The sequence below is a fragment of the Providencia sp. PROV129 genome (assembly GCF_028482245.1).
GTDB classification, from domain to species: domain Bacteria; phylum Pseudomonadota; class Gammaproteobacteria; order Enterobacterales; family Enterobacteriaceae; genus Providencia; species Providencia vermicola.
On the sequence record NZ_JAMPQD010000005.1, the window covers coordinates 170,025 to 184,094 of the forward strand.

Consider the following 14,070-nt stretch of genomic DNA (forward strand, 5'->3'; position numbering starts at 1 on the left):
ACTATTACTTAATTAAATATATTTTTATTAATCTTTATTAATTAAATTATTGAATGGGTTCCTGTGTTGGTGAACATATAAGTTGTTTTAATTTTTAATGCTAAATACCGAAGCCTTGTCTAGGCAGACGGGCAAAAAACCACGTTAAAATTAATAAATCTGCGCTACCACCTGGGCTTAGATTCTTTTCAATACAGTGCTGGTCAAATTGTTTTACTTTGACTAAATCATCAGGATGATTAATCCCCTCTTGCAATAATTTGGTTGCTTGCTGTTTTACCCAAATTAAACCATTTAAGCCGCCACGATTTGCAATATTGGTGTCATCATTAATTTTCATTAATAGAATTAACGTATTTATTAAAGCTATTTCAGCATCCTGTTGCGCTGCTAGTTGCTGTAAATAAAAGGGCAATGAATGGTTGATAACTAGCGAGTAGCCACCTTCAGCTTCCCCTCGTGCTCCAGTAAAACCAAATTGTTGATATAAACGTTGGCCAGCTGTTGGAGTATCCGTAGGTTGCATCAATTCAGCGCAAATTCCTTGGCACATCCCTGCAACTAATTGGCTAATCGCAACTGGTGTCACGGTTTGCTGTAATGCGGCTAAGCGACCAATTGCGGTTAATACTAAACCTAATGAAAAAATGCTGCCTTTATGGGTATTTACACCTTGAGTGGCTTGGAACATGGCGGTTTCACACGCCATCCCGATAGTTCTAATTTTGCTTAAAACCTGTTTAATCGGTAGATTTTTATATTGTGTGCCAGCCTGAATAAATAGTGGAAAAAATTTGGCGATGGCATTGGCACTTAAATGAAAATCCGTTAGCGCCATATCTTTATGAGCGCCTGTATTGTGTTTGTCTACTAAACCTGGTTTTGGGGTTAAGTTCACTTCAGCGAGCATGGCTTGCCAAGCTAACTGGCTGTAATAGTGAGTAAGCTGGTCACTTAGGGTTTGTGAGTAGTTAACAAGTTCCATGGGCTAGCTCCGCTATGCGAGAAAGAATATCTGCCAAGGGATGAGAGCGATGACGAGCACAGATTTTGGCTTCTTTTTCACAAATTAAACAACGCCTTGCAGGTAGATTTAATTGACCACGTGAATATTGTTTTCCTTGTGCATCAAAGACATCAAAATCCCATAAACGTCCCACAGGGGAGCGTTCTTCGGCCTCAATTAATGTCTTTTTGACTTCAATGGCATCAGCATCAACGGCGACTAAACATTCAGGCCCCGTGCTTAATGCCCATGATTGTTGAGATAAAAGTACCCACTGCCTGCATAAAGCAACTTGTTTAAGCGCATTTAGGCCCTGATTAAACACATGTCTAACAAGGGAGTTGTCTTTGACAGCCCCTGGGAAAACGACAGTAAATGAAATCAAGGTTACCTGATGGAGACCAATCCATTGTTGCTGGCGTGCCTGACGGGCATCACGGCTTGCCAACAGCTCAGGTAAGGAAATTTCAAATTGCTCTTGAGTATCAGGCAGTGGGCAAAACATAGTTACTCCTTCACTTGATGAACAACATCAATCACAGAGCCATCACGGTAACGCACGACGGCAACGACTTTATCTGTAAATTCAATAGGGTTAGGTGTTCCCGTGAGTAACTGAGCGCGTTCTCTTAACCAGCCAATTGAAACCGTTTTGATACCTTGGCTTTCTAATTGCTGCTTCAATTCAGGTCGTGCAGGGTTTACGGCAATACCATGGTCGGTCACTAAAATATCGACGCTTGACCCTGGGGTAACGCAAGTCAGGACTTCATCAACTAACGTTGGGATACGACCGCGCACTAATGGCGCAACGATAATGGATAATTTTGCAGCGACTGCGGTATCACTGTGACCACCCGATGCACCGCGGATAACACCATCAGAACCTGTTAACACATTGACATTAAAGCGTGTATCAATTTCCAGAGCACTGAGTACGACAACATCGAGCATGTCGACAGAAGCACCTTTAGAGTCAAAGCAGGCGTATTGATTGGCACTGATTTCAATATGATTTGGGTTACGAGCAAGAGACTCTGCTGCCGCTTTATCAAAACTTTGTACGTCTAATAATTTGCGAATTAAGCCTTTTTCATGCAAATCGACGATGGTTGATGTGATACCGCCAAGGGCAAAGCCTGCGGTGATATTGTGGCGGCGCATTTTGTCCTCAAGGAAGCGAGTCACGGCAAGGGATGCGCCCCCAGTACCCGTTTGTAATGAAAACCCTTCTTTGAAGAAGCCTGATTTTTCAATAACATCAGCGGCAGTACGCGCAATCAGTAGTTCTCTTGGGTTTGAGGTCATACGGGTGGCATCAGCACCGATTTTATCTGCATCACCGACACGTTTAACCTTAACGATATAGTCGACCTCATCTTGCTTGATGCTGGACGGGTTGTGTGGATAATCCAATATCTCTTCGGTTAGCATGACGACTTTATTCGCCGTTTCGGCATCAATTTTAGCGTAGCCTAACGAGCCACAGCTGGCGGTACCTGTATATCCGTTAGCATTACCGTATTCGTCGCAAGATGGCACACCAATGAAGGCGACATCAATACGCAGCTCGCCATTGTGCACAAGGTTTGCACGGCCACCATGAGAATGAATTTGCACTGGCTCTTCAAGTTCGCCACGAGAAATCGCTTCAGCCAGTGGACCACGAATACCTGAGGTATAAATCTTACGAATAACACCGTGACGAATATGTTCGACCAGCGGTGAATGGCATGCACTTAAGGAACTGGACGCTAATGTCAGATTACGAAAGCCCATTTCGGCAATCACTTGCATGACCATATTGACCGTCAGATCGCCGCCACGAAACGCATGGTGAAACGAAATTGTCATGCCATCTTGCAAACCTGAGCGGCGAATAGCCACTTGTAAGTCATCACATAGCTTGCGGTTTCTTGGTTTTTGAACTTGTTGTTGGACTTTACCAATATCTTTAAATTCACGTAATGCTTCATCGCTTTTAGGTTGTAGGTAAGCACTTACGCGTGTTTGACGTTGAGTATTTGTTGTCATTTTTTGCCTCACTCTTCCCGAATACCAGATAATGCCGCGCGAGATAATACTAAGCGGGCTCTGTCAATGACTGGGCCATCAACCATTTTTCCGTTTAATGACACCACGCCTTTACCCTCAAGGGCTGCGGAATCTGCGGCATCAACAACACGTTGAGCATGGTCGACTTCTTTTTGAGTTGGCGCATACAAGTTATGGAGTAACTCAATTTGTCTTGGGTTAATTAATGATTTGCCATCAAAGCCGAGTTGTTTAATGTGTGCGGCTTCGCGTAGGAAACCTTCTTCATTATTTGCATCAGAATAAACGGTATCAAAGGCTTGGATACCTGCTGAGCGTGCGGCTTGTAAAATGGCGCACCGAGCATAGAGGAGTTCAACGCCGTCAGGAGACCGCTCGGTGCGCAAATTGCGGACATAGTCCTCGGCACCTAATGCGATGCCAATAAGTCTTGGTGATGCGTGGGCGATATTCACCGCTTGTGTGATCCCCATCGGTGATTCAATCGCTGCTAATAAACCTGTGCTACCTTCTTCACGACCACAACTTTTTTCAATACGTAATATTTCAGTTTCGATATCGGTGACATCTTGAGCAGTATCTGTTTTTGGTAAACGCACAATATTTGCGCCGCCACGAACAACAGCTTCAAGGTCAGCAACACCAAAGGCAGAATCTAAAGCATTCACACGAACAATAGTTTCAATATCGGCATACAAAGGGTGCTGTAATGCATGATAAACCAAGCGACGTGCGGTATCTTTTTCGCGTAATGTCACGGAGTCTTCTAAGTCAAACATCAGTGCATCTGCTTTATAAATAAACGAGTTGCTTAACATCGCCGCATTTGAACCAGGAACGAAAAGCATGCTTCTGCGTGTACGTGATTTTTGTTCTGGTGTCATTATTTATTCTCCCATGGCAAATAATCGATATCACAAGCACGAGCGAGTAGGGCTTCCAAACGCGCTTTTAGTACACACTCTAATGCACCTTTATCATCGACGATGATTTGAGCACCTTGAATATCATGCTGAACTATCATTTCCTGAACGATACTAGCGATAGCATCACCAAATTGTTTTTCAACACTGCTGGTTATTTGCACGGAAACTTCTTGAGTATCTTCTAGCGGTTCTATTCGAACCATGACATCACTTGATTCAAGTGTGCCAGCAACGGCTGCATGTTTAATCTTCATATTTCACCTATAGCTAATTCAGAACTTTCGATGCGGTTTGTCGTTGATGTTGCTTGATTAGCGAGCATCTCTTGTAAATATTGATATGTCGCGTCAGGCACAATCGCCTTAATAGCCGCAAGATCTTTTTTAGCGAGTAGTCTTCTAACTTGTGAGGCGGAGACCGCCGTTCCGTTGATGACTGTTCGCGGAAATTCAACGAGTTCTATAGGAGGAAAATTCATCGCATCCGTTTCAAGCCAATAGCGCATGTCTTGGTTATATTGGTTGGTGACTTGGCAAAATGGCTCTGATCCGACGAATCTATGGGTTATCCCCAATGCAGGGGCAATATATTGGCGAAAAATCTTAATATCGATTTCGGTATAACAGTTATTGGCTACCGTTTTGTCTTTAATAAAGTAACAAGGGAACGTTGCCCGAGAAATAATATATTCAGAACCTCGGTGAATGGTGAGGTTCTCAATACCTTTTGTACCTGCTTCAATTAAGTTCAGTCTGACTTTATAAGGGAAGCGAGAGGTATCCTCTTTAACAACAAATAAGTGGAGCCAATCACAGGCTTTAGCTGCTTGTTCGATTAAATAACGGTGGCCTAAGGTAAATGGGTTGGCATTCATTACGATGGCCCCAATTTTTTTACCGTCGACACGCTGTGCTTTTAAACTTTGAATATAACGTTTTAGATAACAGCAACTATTTTCCATCAATACCATCACATCAGGCACAGTCGCTATAGTATGAAAACCGCATTGCTGGAATAGGTTTTCATTTTGAAATTTAGTATAAATAAACAAATGAGTTGTATTATTTTCGTAAGCAAGATTAACAAGCTCGGTTGCTAATTTTAACGCGAGACCTTCACCACGAACGTCATCGCTAATTGCTACGCATTTAATAACGTTTTTTGCCAGTCCACCACACGCGATTAATTCCTCATTACGGGTTATCGTAATGAAAACGTCAATGCTTGCATCAAGCTCTAAATCATTTTCCTTTAAAAACTGAGTTATTTCAGCAAGTTTCCTGTTCTCATGACGTTTTACCTGATTAAACGTTATGTTTTCGAACATAATAGTATCCTGCATCTCTTTTAGAGATGTTTTTAAAATGTTGCTAATGTTAAAATTAATTAAATAAGTATTTTTTGGTTTTTCTTATTCTTAAAAATATAAACTCTTATTTAATTATCTTTTTCAAGATTAATATTAAAGGTCCTATATTTAATATATTTGACCTATTTCATGTTTCTAAAATGAGTTTGTATTTGTTTAATGGTTTTAATGTTTTTAATTATTCGATATGTGCTTTATTGCTTGGTTTTAATGTGTTTAATTAATAATATGTGTATTATGTCTCTAGCTTATATTTCTAATATCAATTATTCTGTGATTTCTACTGTAACAAGTTTTTTACTTTTCAGTTGGTAACAAGAGCCTATATGAAAAAAGAGCATGCTTTCTCTACATTGATAAAAGTAAACTCAATTTCCTTTTCAGTGCGAGTTTTCTTTCTTCTATTGGTTGTCTCGTTATTTTTGACGTTAGGGCTAGGTAAATATTTTACGGATACGGCTGAAAATAGGATGATGGCGAATATTCGCTCGTTAGCCATGAGCCAAGCAAAGCTGATTGCGTCAATGGATGGCGTGATTGAATCCGTTAAACACCGTGATATTCAACAACTGAAAATTATTGCAGATAAACTAAACCAAGATTCTGATTACGACTATGTCGTGATTGGCGATGAAAATTCCATGCGGCTTTATCATCCGAACAGTGAAAAAGTCGGCTATAAAATGCAATGGAATAAGCCAGGGGCGCTTGAAAGTGGTGAAAGTTATTTTATTGGTGGGGAAGGGTCCATTGGTAATGCCATGCGAGCAAAAACGCCAATATTTGATGAAGATGGAAAAATTATTGGTGTTGTATCCATCGGTTATCTAACCAATAAGATAGACACTTCTCGTAGCGAGCTGTTTGTCCAAACGGGAGCAACTTTTCTTGGCGTTCTGGTCATTTTATTATTTCTTTCCTGGGGATTTACGCGATTAATTCAACGGCAAATGCTGGGGATGGAACCTGAAGAAATTACGCAGCTAGTTCTTGTGCAAAAGGGAATATTTGATGCTGTTTTTGAAGGGATCATCGCGGTAAACCAGCATGGGCAAATTATTAATATTAATTCCAATGCACGAAAGATGTTGTCTTTAAGTAAACCAACAGGGCAACTTATTGGTAAATCAATCTCAGAGCATATTTCGCCTGCTGATTTTTTTACCGTAGATATTGCTACGATTCAACATGATGTATTGTGTGAATTTAATGGATTAAATGTGATAGCTAATCGAGTTGCAATTTGGGACGAAAATCACCTAATTGGCGCAGTAATTAGTTTCCGCAGTCAAAATGATATTGAATCATTAAATTCCCAATTGACACAAGTACGCCAATACGTAGAAAATTTGCGTACTCTGCGGCATGAGCATCTAAATTGGATGTCTACGTTGAGTGGTTTATTGCAAATGAAAGAATATGATCAAGCGCTTGCATTAATTAAAGGTGAGTCTGAATCTCAGCAACAACTTATAGATTCGTTACGTGAACAGTTCTTTGATAAGCAAGTTGCTGGGTTATTGTTTGGTAAGTATCACCGTGCAAAAGAATTGGGCTTACAGTTGGTTTTTACACCAGGCAGCCAGCTTCATGTATTGCCTGAGTCCTTAAATAGTACAGAATTTTGTGCCATATTAGGTAATTTGCTCGATAACGCATTTGAAGCCAGTTTGAAAAATAACCAGGGTAATAAACAAGTGGAGTTATACCTTTCCGATGAAGGAAGGGAGATTGTCATTGAGGTTGCAGATCAAGGATGCGGTTTCCCTGCAGAAATTCAAGACAAATGGTTTGAGCGCGGAGTGACAACGAAAACCGAAATGACGGAAGGTCATGGTATAGGGTTATATCTTGTTGCTTCTTATATTAAACGCTGTAATGGCGCGGTAATTATTGAAGAAAATCAGCCGCATGGTACAGTATTCTCAATTTTTATTCCGAAAGTGAAGATATAAAAATGATTAAGATAAAAATCCTCATTGTGGAAGATGAGCTGCTTTTAGCAGAGATGCACGGCGAGTACATTAAAGCATATCCAGCTTGTGACAAGGTTTGGTTGGCAGGTAATTTAGCTGAAGCCAGAAAAATGATTGAATACATGAAGCCAGATTTGATCTTACTGGACAACTATTTACCTGACGGCAAAGGAATCGATCTCGTTCATGAATTAATTCAAGAACGAAATAGTGCTGATATCGTATTTACGACAGCAGCGAGTGATATGGAAACGGTGACTGAAGCCATTCGTCTTGGCGTTTTTGATTATTTGGTTAAGCCAATAGCGTATGAACGTTTAGGCCAAACATTGGATAGATATATCCAGCGTAAATCTGTTTTACAAACCAACAGTAAAACGAACCAGAGTAAAATCGATGATATGTTTAATACTTATGCACGCGGTGAATCCAAAGAGGAACTGCCGACAGGTATTGATGTGATCACGTTGGAAAAGGTTTTAGCATTGTTTGCCGATCTTGAAGCGGAATATACTGCAGAAAGCATCGCAGAGACAATTAAACTGAGTCGTACAACGGCAAGACGCTACTTAGAGTTCTGCTTAGCAAAAAATAAGATTGAAGCTGAGATAGAGTACGGAAAAGTTGGGCGCCCTCAACGAATTTATCGTGGCAAGCGGTAAGGTTTTTATTTTGTAGAATATCTGCACCGATACTATAGGGGTGCAGATGTTTTATCGTGAACTGCCATAAAAGAATAGCCAGTCTTCTATTGAGTGTCGTTATTTTTTCAGTAAAACGTTCAGTTAGTTGCGTTCTAACATCCCATAACGCGGGAAAAAATTTCATAAAAATTTGCTGTGCCATGGCATCCGTTAATGTGCCTTTCGTTCCAACGGTTTGATGCCCTAAAGTGCGAATAACCATTTTATAATGGCGCATGCGCCATTCCATGATCTGTTCATCCCATTTAATGAGTGCTTCACATAAATTAAAAGCATCATTTTGTACTAGCTGGGTATAAATTGTCATCAAATCAGTTTTTGTCTGCTGAATGTAAAGGTTAAATTGCGTATTCAATTTTTTGCCATTAATTGCGACATCACGCCAACCTGGTGATTCCATACCTGATCCCGTGCCAAACGCAGGGCGGATAGTTAAAAAGTTCCAAGGTGTGAGATGACGGAGTATATTAATTTGTTCAGTAATCAAATTAATATACTCCGTGGCGCGTTGGATAAAGGCAATTGTGGAATGAATTTTTTGGCCTTTTAGTGCGCGAGTGGCTTCTATGATTTCTTCATTATTGAGCTTCAACCACAGTTCAGTTGATTGATGGGTGATTTGAAAAACTTAATATAAAGAGAAATACAGGCATGAATAGCACTAAAAATTAAGTACAGCCTAACAAAAATATTAAGCAATCTGAGCTATTGATTATTTTTCAAATTATTTTCTAGAATCAGCACTTTTTTCTCGGCACGCTCATTGCCTTTTGCTGCGGCAAGTTTATACCAACGTAGTGCTTTCACCTCATCTTGTTCAACACCCATTCCATATTGGTAGCAGGCACCACTTGCGTACTGCGCATCAGCACTATTTTGTTGGGCGGCCTTAATAAACCAATGACAGGCTTTTTCTTGGTCGGCTTTAATACCATCGCCGCGCGCATAAATTAACGCTAAATTAAACTGAGCGGAGACTTCCCCTTGCTTGGCGGCGAGGGTTAACCATTTGATGGCTAATTGCGTATTTTTTTTCGTTCCTTGGCCCGTCAGGTATAGCATGCCGAGGCTATTTTGTGCAGGAGAGAAACCAAGCTCAGCAGCGCGTGTGAAGTAATCAAACGCGAGGGCATAATCGACTTTGTCGTACATACCAGTTGCGGCTTGATAGCCCAGTAAATAGAGTGCTTGTGGATGATTTTGTTCAGCGAGTGCGAGATAAATTTTTTGGGCTTTTTGCGGGTCTTTTGTGACCGCTTTTCCTTCTTCATACCAATAAGCTAACGTGAGCATCGCTGGTTGGAAATGTTGTTCAGCCGCTTTTTTAAGCCATTGTTCTGCAGATTCTGGGTTTTTCTCTAAAAGATTGTCAATGCCATGCAGTGTGTATTCTGCCATGTTCATTTGGCCAATAGGATCGTCATTTTCAGCAGCTAATTGCATCCAATGTAGCATCAGTTTTTCATCTTTAGGGACACCAGAACCTTCCTGGTATATCAGTGCCAAGTTAATTTGAGCTTTACTAAAGCCTTGATTAGCAGAAAGAAGATACCACTTTAAGGCATCGCTAAGCTGTCCATGAGATTGGTAAAACATCGCTAAATTGAATTGAGCTTCAGCTTGCCCTTGAGTGGCAAGTTCAATCAGTGATTTTTCATCCAGCGGTGTGCTAACTTTTTCCGCGAAAGCCGAAGGAATGAATAAACAGCTTATCAAAAATAAGGGTAAAAAATTTTTTTTCACAGGGATTTCCTTCGAGCTATATTTCTTAAAAAATCATTTAAGGTAAATTATCGTGTTGCTGAGTTCAGTGCAATCATTTGGTTGATTGTACATTATTATCAATAAATCAAATGGTTAATTATTGCCATCAAAAAAGATGCAGAAAAAATAAAAAAAAGATGAACTTTTTTTGAAGTACATAGGTCTTAATAGTAACTATATTTCTGTTTGCTTGCGTAAACATTCATATATTTACCCTCATCATTCATTTCTTTACACGAAGTAATGTAATAATGCACCTACGTAGTGATAGTTTGAATTTAGCAAAAAGATCCTTGAGTAGAATGCATTATGCCCAGTTTATTTACTGGGCTTTTTTTTGTCTAAAATTCCTGAGCAACATCCTTTCATGACGATATCGCCACTTTCCAATTTATAAAATGCCTTTTTCCCATTGAGATTATCCCCAAGTTAACGTGAGGATACAGAGTTAATGTGGTATGACATATTCCATGAATATAATTAAAATATGGAATAATATCCTTAACATTAGAGAAACAACTGATTAATTAGTGGTCGATAATAATATTGGTATTTTGTGAAAAATTGAAGTAAATCACGATAAAATCTGATTCATATGGTAATTAATGCTAGCTAATTCTTTAATTTTGGTGCATAAATAACGTATATGGCTTAATTGATTATTGCGTTCTTGGCGGGTTATCTGCTTGTCTTAGTTGAATAAATAATCAAATGTGCTTTAACTCATTGAATTTTATGTTTGAGATCTAAAAACAATTCTACACACGTTTTTTGTTTGTTTTGAGGTCAGGGAATGACGCTCTTCTAATTTGTAGTGAGCCCTTCCAACGTTAATTCTTGAGATCATAACAATGCGAGAGCGCAACGAGCGCTCCGTGGTTTTTTTGCATATGTACAGGTTGTACTAGAGGTAACTTGTGTCCACAACAAATAATAAAGAGGAAGTCAGTCTTAACGCGTTTAAGCAACCTCGCTCGTTCTATCTCATCTTTTCTATCGAACTCTGGGAACGTTTTGGTTACTACGGTTTACAAGGTATCCTGCCTATATACCTGAGCCAAGTTCTCGGCATGTCAGAAACCGAATCCATCACCTTATTCTCTGCATTTGCAGCATTAGTTTATGGCTTTGTTGCAATAGGTGGTTGGTTAGGGGATAAAATCTTAGGCACAAAACGCGTTATCGTTTTAGGGACACTGACCTTAATTGCAGGGTATGCATTTGTCGCTTTCTCAGGGCATGATGTGTCAATGGTGTATGTAGGGCTTGCAACTATAGCAGTGGGTAATGGTTTATTTAAGGCAAATCCGTCTTCTTTATTATCAACCTGTTATGAAAAAGATGACCCACGTTTGGACGGCGCGTTTACCATGTATTACATGTCCGTAAACATCGGTTCATTCTTCTCTATGATTGCAACGCCTTGGTTAGCCAAACACTACGGTTGGGACGTTGCGTTCTCTCTGAGTGTCGTTGGTCTTATCATTACATTGATTAACTTCTATATGTGCAAGAAATGGGTTTCTCAGCATGGTTCGAAACCTGACTTTGCGCCAGTAGTGATTTCTCGCTTAGTGGCAACTGTGATTGGTGTAGTGGCATTAATTACCATTTCTACATGGTTGCTGCATAACTTAGGTGTTGCACGTACAGCTTTAGCAATCATTTCTTTAGGGATTTTAGTTATCTTCATTAAAGAAACGCTCGCTTTAAAAGGTACTGCGCGTCGCCGGATGATTGTTGCATTAATTCTGATGTTAGAAGCAATAGTTTTCTTCGTTTTATATAGTCAAATGCCGACCTCATTAAACTTCTTTGCATTGCATAATGTTGAGCACGAAGTTTTCGGTTTTTCAATTGAACCTGCACAGTACCAAGCATTGAACCCATTATGGATTATGATTGGTAGCCCAATTTTAGCGGCAATTTATAACAAAATGGGTGATAATTTGCCGATGCCTCATAAATTTGCGATTGGGATGGTTCTGTGTTCTGCGGCATTCTTAGTACTGCCACTAGGTGCTAAATTTGCTAACGAAGCGGGTATTGTGTCTGTCCAATGGCTGGTGATTTGTTACGGTTTCCAAAGTATTGGTGAGCTGATGATTTCTGGTTTGGGCTTAGCGATGGTAGCTCAATTAGTACCACAGCGTTTAATGGGCTTCATTATGGGTGCTTGGTTCTTAACGAACTCTGCGGCTGCCTTTATTGCAGGGTATGTTGCCTCGATGGCCGCAGCGCCAGAAGGCGAACTGACCAGTAAAGTCGAATCATTAGCTGTATACAGTGATGTATTCTTGAAGATAGGCTTAGTGACTGGGGCGATTGCGATTATTATGGTGTTAACCGCACCAATGTTAAATCGTATGACGTTAGACCGCGCTGAGTAATCATAACCACCCGCATAGCGGGTGGTTTGCTCTAGCCCTATAAGGGCTTATTACCGACTGCGCCTAAATGACGCTGCTTTCTCTTCGTTCAAGCTAAGTGTCTTTGCTACTTTGTCTTACCCCTTGAAGGGGTCTATATGCTCTTTCGTACTCAGTTTATCTGACATTAAATCTGACTTTTCTTGCTCTCTGATATACTTCTGAATTGTTGCTTCATTTAACCCTACCGTACTTACATAGTAGCCTTCTGACCAAAACTTTCTATTGCCAAATTTATATTTTAAATTCGCATGTCTATCAAAGATCATCAACGAACTTTTACCCTTCAAATACCCCATAAAGCTTGAAACACTTAACTTTGGGGGAATACTGACTAGCATATGAACATGATCTGGCATCAGATGCCCTTCGATTATTTCAACACCTTTATACTTACAAAGGTCTCGTAATATCTCACCCACACTTGAACGAATATTATTAAAAATCACTTTCCGTCTGAATTTCGGCGAAAAGACGATATGGTATTTACACAGCCACTTTGTATGCGCTGAGCTTTGTGCTTTAATGCCCATAAACACCTTTCCTTATTTAAGTTACGAATATTAGCTTGAACATCTATATCGTAACGGAAAGGTGTTTTTCTTGGTATAACCCTTTGACTCCACCCGCAAAGCAGGTGGTTTTATGTTTAAGACGCTAACGCGACTTAAACTGGCTAAAGCCATAATCAATTAAAAAAGGGCCACGAGGCCCTTTTTTAATACCATCAAAAAGCTAGTTAAAATAGCGGTTATTGATTATTTTTAACGAACGAGAACGTCCATTAACTAGAAGGGTATTCGAAATACGACTATAGGCATCTGTTGAAATACCTCCCATTAAAACTGTTGGTGTAATTGCAGTAGCAGCAAAAATGACATCGTCCGTATTAACCATTTGCTCTAACGATAAAATCTCACCAATTTCGATGCCCATTTGTTGGCAACGTATCGCTTCTTGTATGGCGAGCAGTTTATTTTCATCGCTATCACCTTTTGCTTTATCTCGAGCGATCAACCTAGCTTGCATATCGCCACCTAACGCTCGTGCAATTGCTGCGCTGATGATACCTTCTGGTGCTCCACCTGTACCATACATCATATCAATTGGATGTTCTGGAAGTATTGTTAGTAATGAGGCTAAAACATCACCGTCAGGAATGGTAATTACATTAGCGCCAAAATTACGAATGGTTTTGATAATGTGTTCATGGCGCGGTTTATCTAAAACAGCAATGGAAAGATGCGAAATGGGTTTATTCAATGCAGATGAAAGAAACTCAAGGTTTTTTTCAAGCGGGTGGCTTAAATGAACGGCACCTTTTGCCGCCGCTCCCACAACGAGTTTTTCCATATACATATCAGGAGCCTGAAGTAATGAGCCTGTTGGTGCGGCGGCCAGAACAGTAATTGCATTTTGCTCATTACAGGCAACCATTCGGGTGCCATCTATTGGGTCAACCGCAATATCAAGCCCTTCGACACCCGATTTTTTACCCACCTGCTCACCGATATAAAGCATTGGCGCTTCATCAATTTCACCTTCACCAATCACAATTTTTCCATAGAAATCAATTTCATTAAGGCGATTTCTCATGGCTTCAACAGCCGCTTTATCCGCAGCATTTTTATCTTGTTTACCTACCCAGTCGAAGGCTGCAATGGCAGCAACTTCGGTGACGGAAGCGATAGCGGAGGCTAACTCATCACTGATTTTCATTATTTATTGATATCCCAGATGCTTAAAAGAAAAAATACTTAGCGCTATGATACGTTTTTTGTGATCTATCTTGCAAATAATTGCTGATAAAACCAGCTAAGTGGGATGAAAGAGAGAGCAGG

12 protein-coding genes and 1 pseudogene are annotated in these 14,070 nt (G+C 40.1%); 3 read left to right on the plus strand and 10 right to left on the minus strand.

Annotated features, from left to right (window positions below):
• Nucleotides 1–100 precede the first annotated feature (100 nt).
• Genes citG through citC form a run of 6 tightly spaced genes read right to left on the minus strand, consistent with a single transcriptional unit; the run spans nt 101 to nt 5,314 of the window.
• Complete coding sequence (gene citG / locus PSF27_RS02375) at nt 101–985, minus strand: triphosphoribosyl-dephospho-CoA synthase CitG (protein WP_272538653.1); 885 nt, start codon at nt 983–985, stop codon at nt 101–103.
• On the minus strand, nt 972–1,511 hold the full coding sequence (gene citX / locus PSF27_RS02380; RefSeq protein WP_272680806.1) for a citrate lyase holo-[acyl-carrier protein] synthase: 540 nt from the start codon (nt 1,509–1,511) through the stop codon (nt 972–974). Before citX ends, citG begins: the two co-directional genes overlap by 14 nt.
• A 2-nt stretch (nt 1,512–1,513) precedes the next feature.
• A complete protein-coding gene (gene citF, locus PSF27_RS02385; protein WP_306803649.1) occupies nt 1,514–3,040 on the minus strand; it encodes a citrate lyase subunit alpha in 1,527 nt (508 codons plus the stop codon).
• 8 nt (nt 3,041–3,048) lie between these two features.
• Nucleotides 3,049–3,945 carry a citrate (pro-3S)-lyase subunit beta gene (gene citE / locus PSF27_RS02390; RefSeq protein ID WP_272680807.1) on the minus strand — a complete coding sequence of 299 codons (897 nt, stop codon included), beginning with the start codon at nt 3,943–3,945 and terminating at the stop codon, nt 3,049–3,051.
• Nucleotides 3,945–4,241: a citrate lyase acyl carrier protein gene (gene citD / locus PSF27_RS02395; protein ID WP_206083918.1), complete on the minus strand. Its 297-nt coding sequence runs from the start codon at nt 4,239–4,241 to the stop codon at nt 3,945–3,947. The genes citE and citD overlap by 1 nt, the downstream gene beginning before the upstream one ends.
• On the minus strand, nt 4,238–5,314 hold the full coding sequence (citC, locus tag PSF27_RS02400) for a [citrate (pro-3S)-lyase] ligase (protein WP_206083919.1): 1,077 nt from the start codon (nt 5,312–5,314) through the stop codon (nt 4,238–4,240). The genes citD and citC overlap by 4 nt, the downstream gene beginning before the upstream one ends.
• A 368-nt stretch (nt 5,315–5,682) precedes the next feature.
• Here citC and dpiB point away from each other — a divergent pair, with 368 nt between their 5' ends.
• Both dpiB and dpiA read left to right on the plus strand, forming a co-directional pair.
• Nucleotides 5,683–7,311, plus strand: coding sequence for a sensor histidine kinase DpiB (gene dpiB / locus PSF27_RS02405; RefSeq protein WP_272680808.1), 1,629 nt, complete (start codon nt 5,683–5,685; stop codon nt 7,309–7,311).
• 2 nt (nt 7,312–7,313) lie between these two features.
• On the plus strand, nt 7,314–7,994 hold the full coding sequence (dpiA, locus tag PSF27_RS02410) for a two-component response regulator DpiA (RefSeq protein WP_272680809.1): 681 nt from the start codon (nt 7,314–7,316) through the stop codon (nt 7,992–7,994).
• A gap of 427 nt (nt 7,995–8,421) precedes the next feature.
• Here dpiA and PSF27_RS02415 read toward each other — a convergent pair.
• Nucleotides 8,422–8,655 (minus strand): annotated as a pseudogene (locus PSF27_RS02415) (tryptophan 2,3-dioxygenase family protein); the annotation flags it as partial.
• Between the two features lie 86 nt (nt 8,656–8,741).
• Nucleotides 8,742–9,779, minus strand: a complete 1,038-nt coding sequence (locus PSF27_RS02420; protein WP_272680810.1) for an SEL1-like repeat protein — start codon at nt 9,777–9,779, stop codon at nt 8,742–8,744.
• A gap of 938 nt (nt 9,780–10,717) precedes the next feature.
• On the opposite strand from PSF27_RS02420, the gene dtpA reads away from it, so the two are divergent.
• A complete protein-coding gene (gene dtpA / locus PSF27_RS02425; protein WP_272680811.1) occupies nt 10,718–12,190 on the plus strand; it encodes a dipeptide/tripeptide permease DtpA in 1,473 nt (490 codons plus the stop codon).
• A 116-nt stretch (nt 12,191–12,306) separates the two neighbouring features.
• Here dtpA and tnpA read toward each other — a convergent pair whose 3' ends face one another.
• Entirely contained in the window at nt 12,307–12,762 is a 456-nt protein-coding gene (gene tnpA, locus PSF27_RS02430) for an IS200/IS605 family transposase (protein WP_272680812.1), read from the minus strand.
• Nucleotides 12,763–12,964: 202 nt separating this feature from the next.
• Nucleotides 12,965–13,948, minus strand: a complete 984-nt coding sequence (glpX, locus tag PSF27_RS02435; protein ID WP_272680813.1) for a class II fructose-bisphosphatase — start codon at nt 13,946–13,948, stop codon at nt 12,965–12,967.
• Nucleotides 13,949–14,070: the final 122 nt, after the last annotated feature.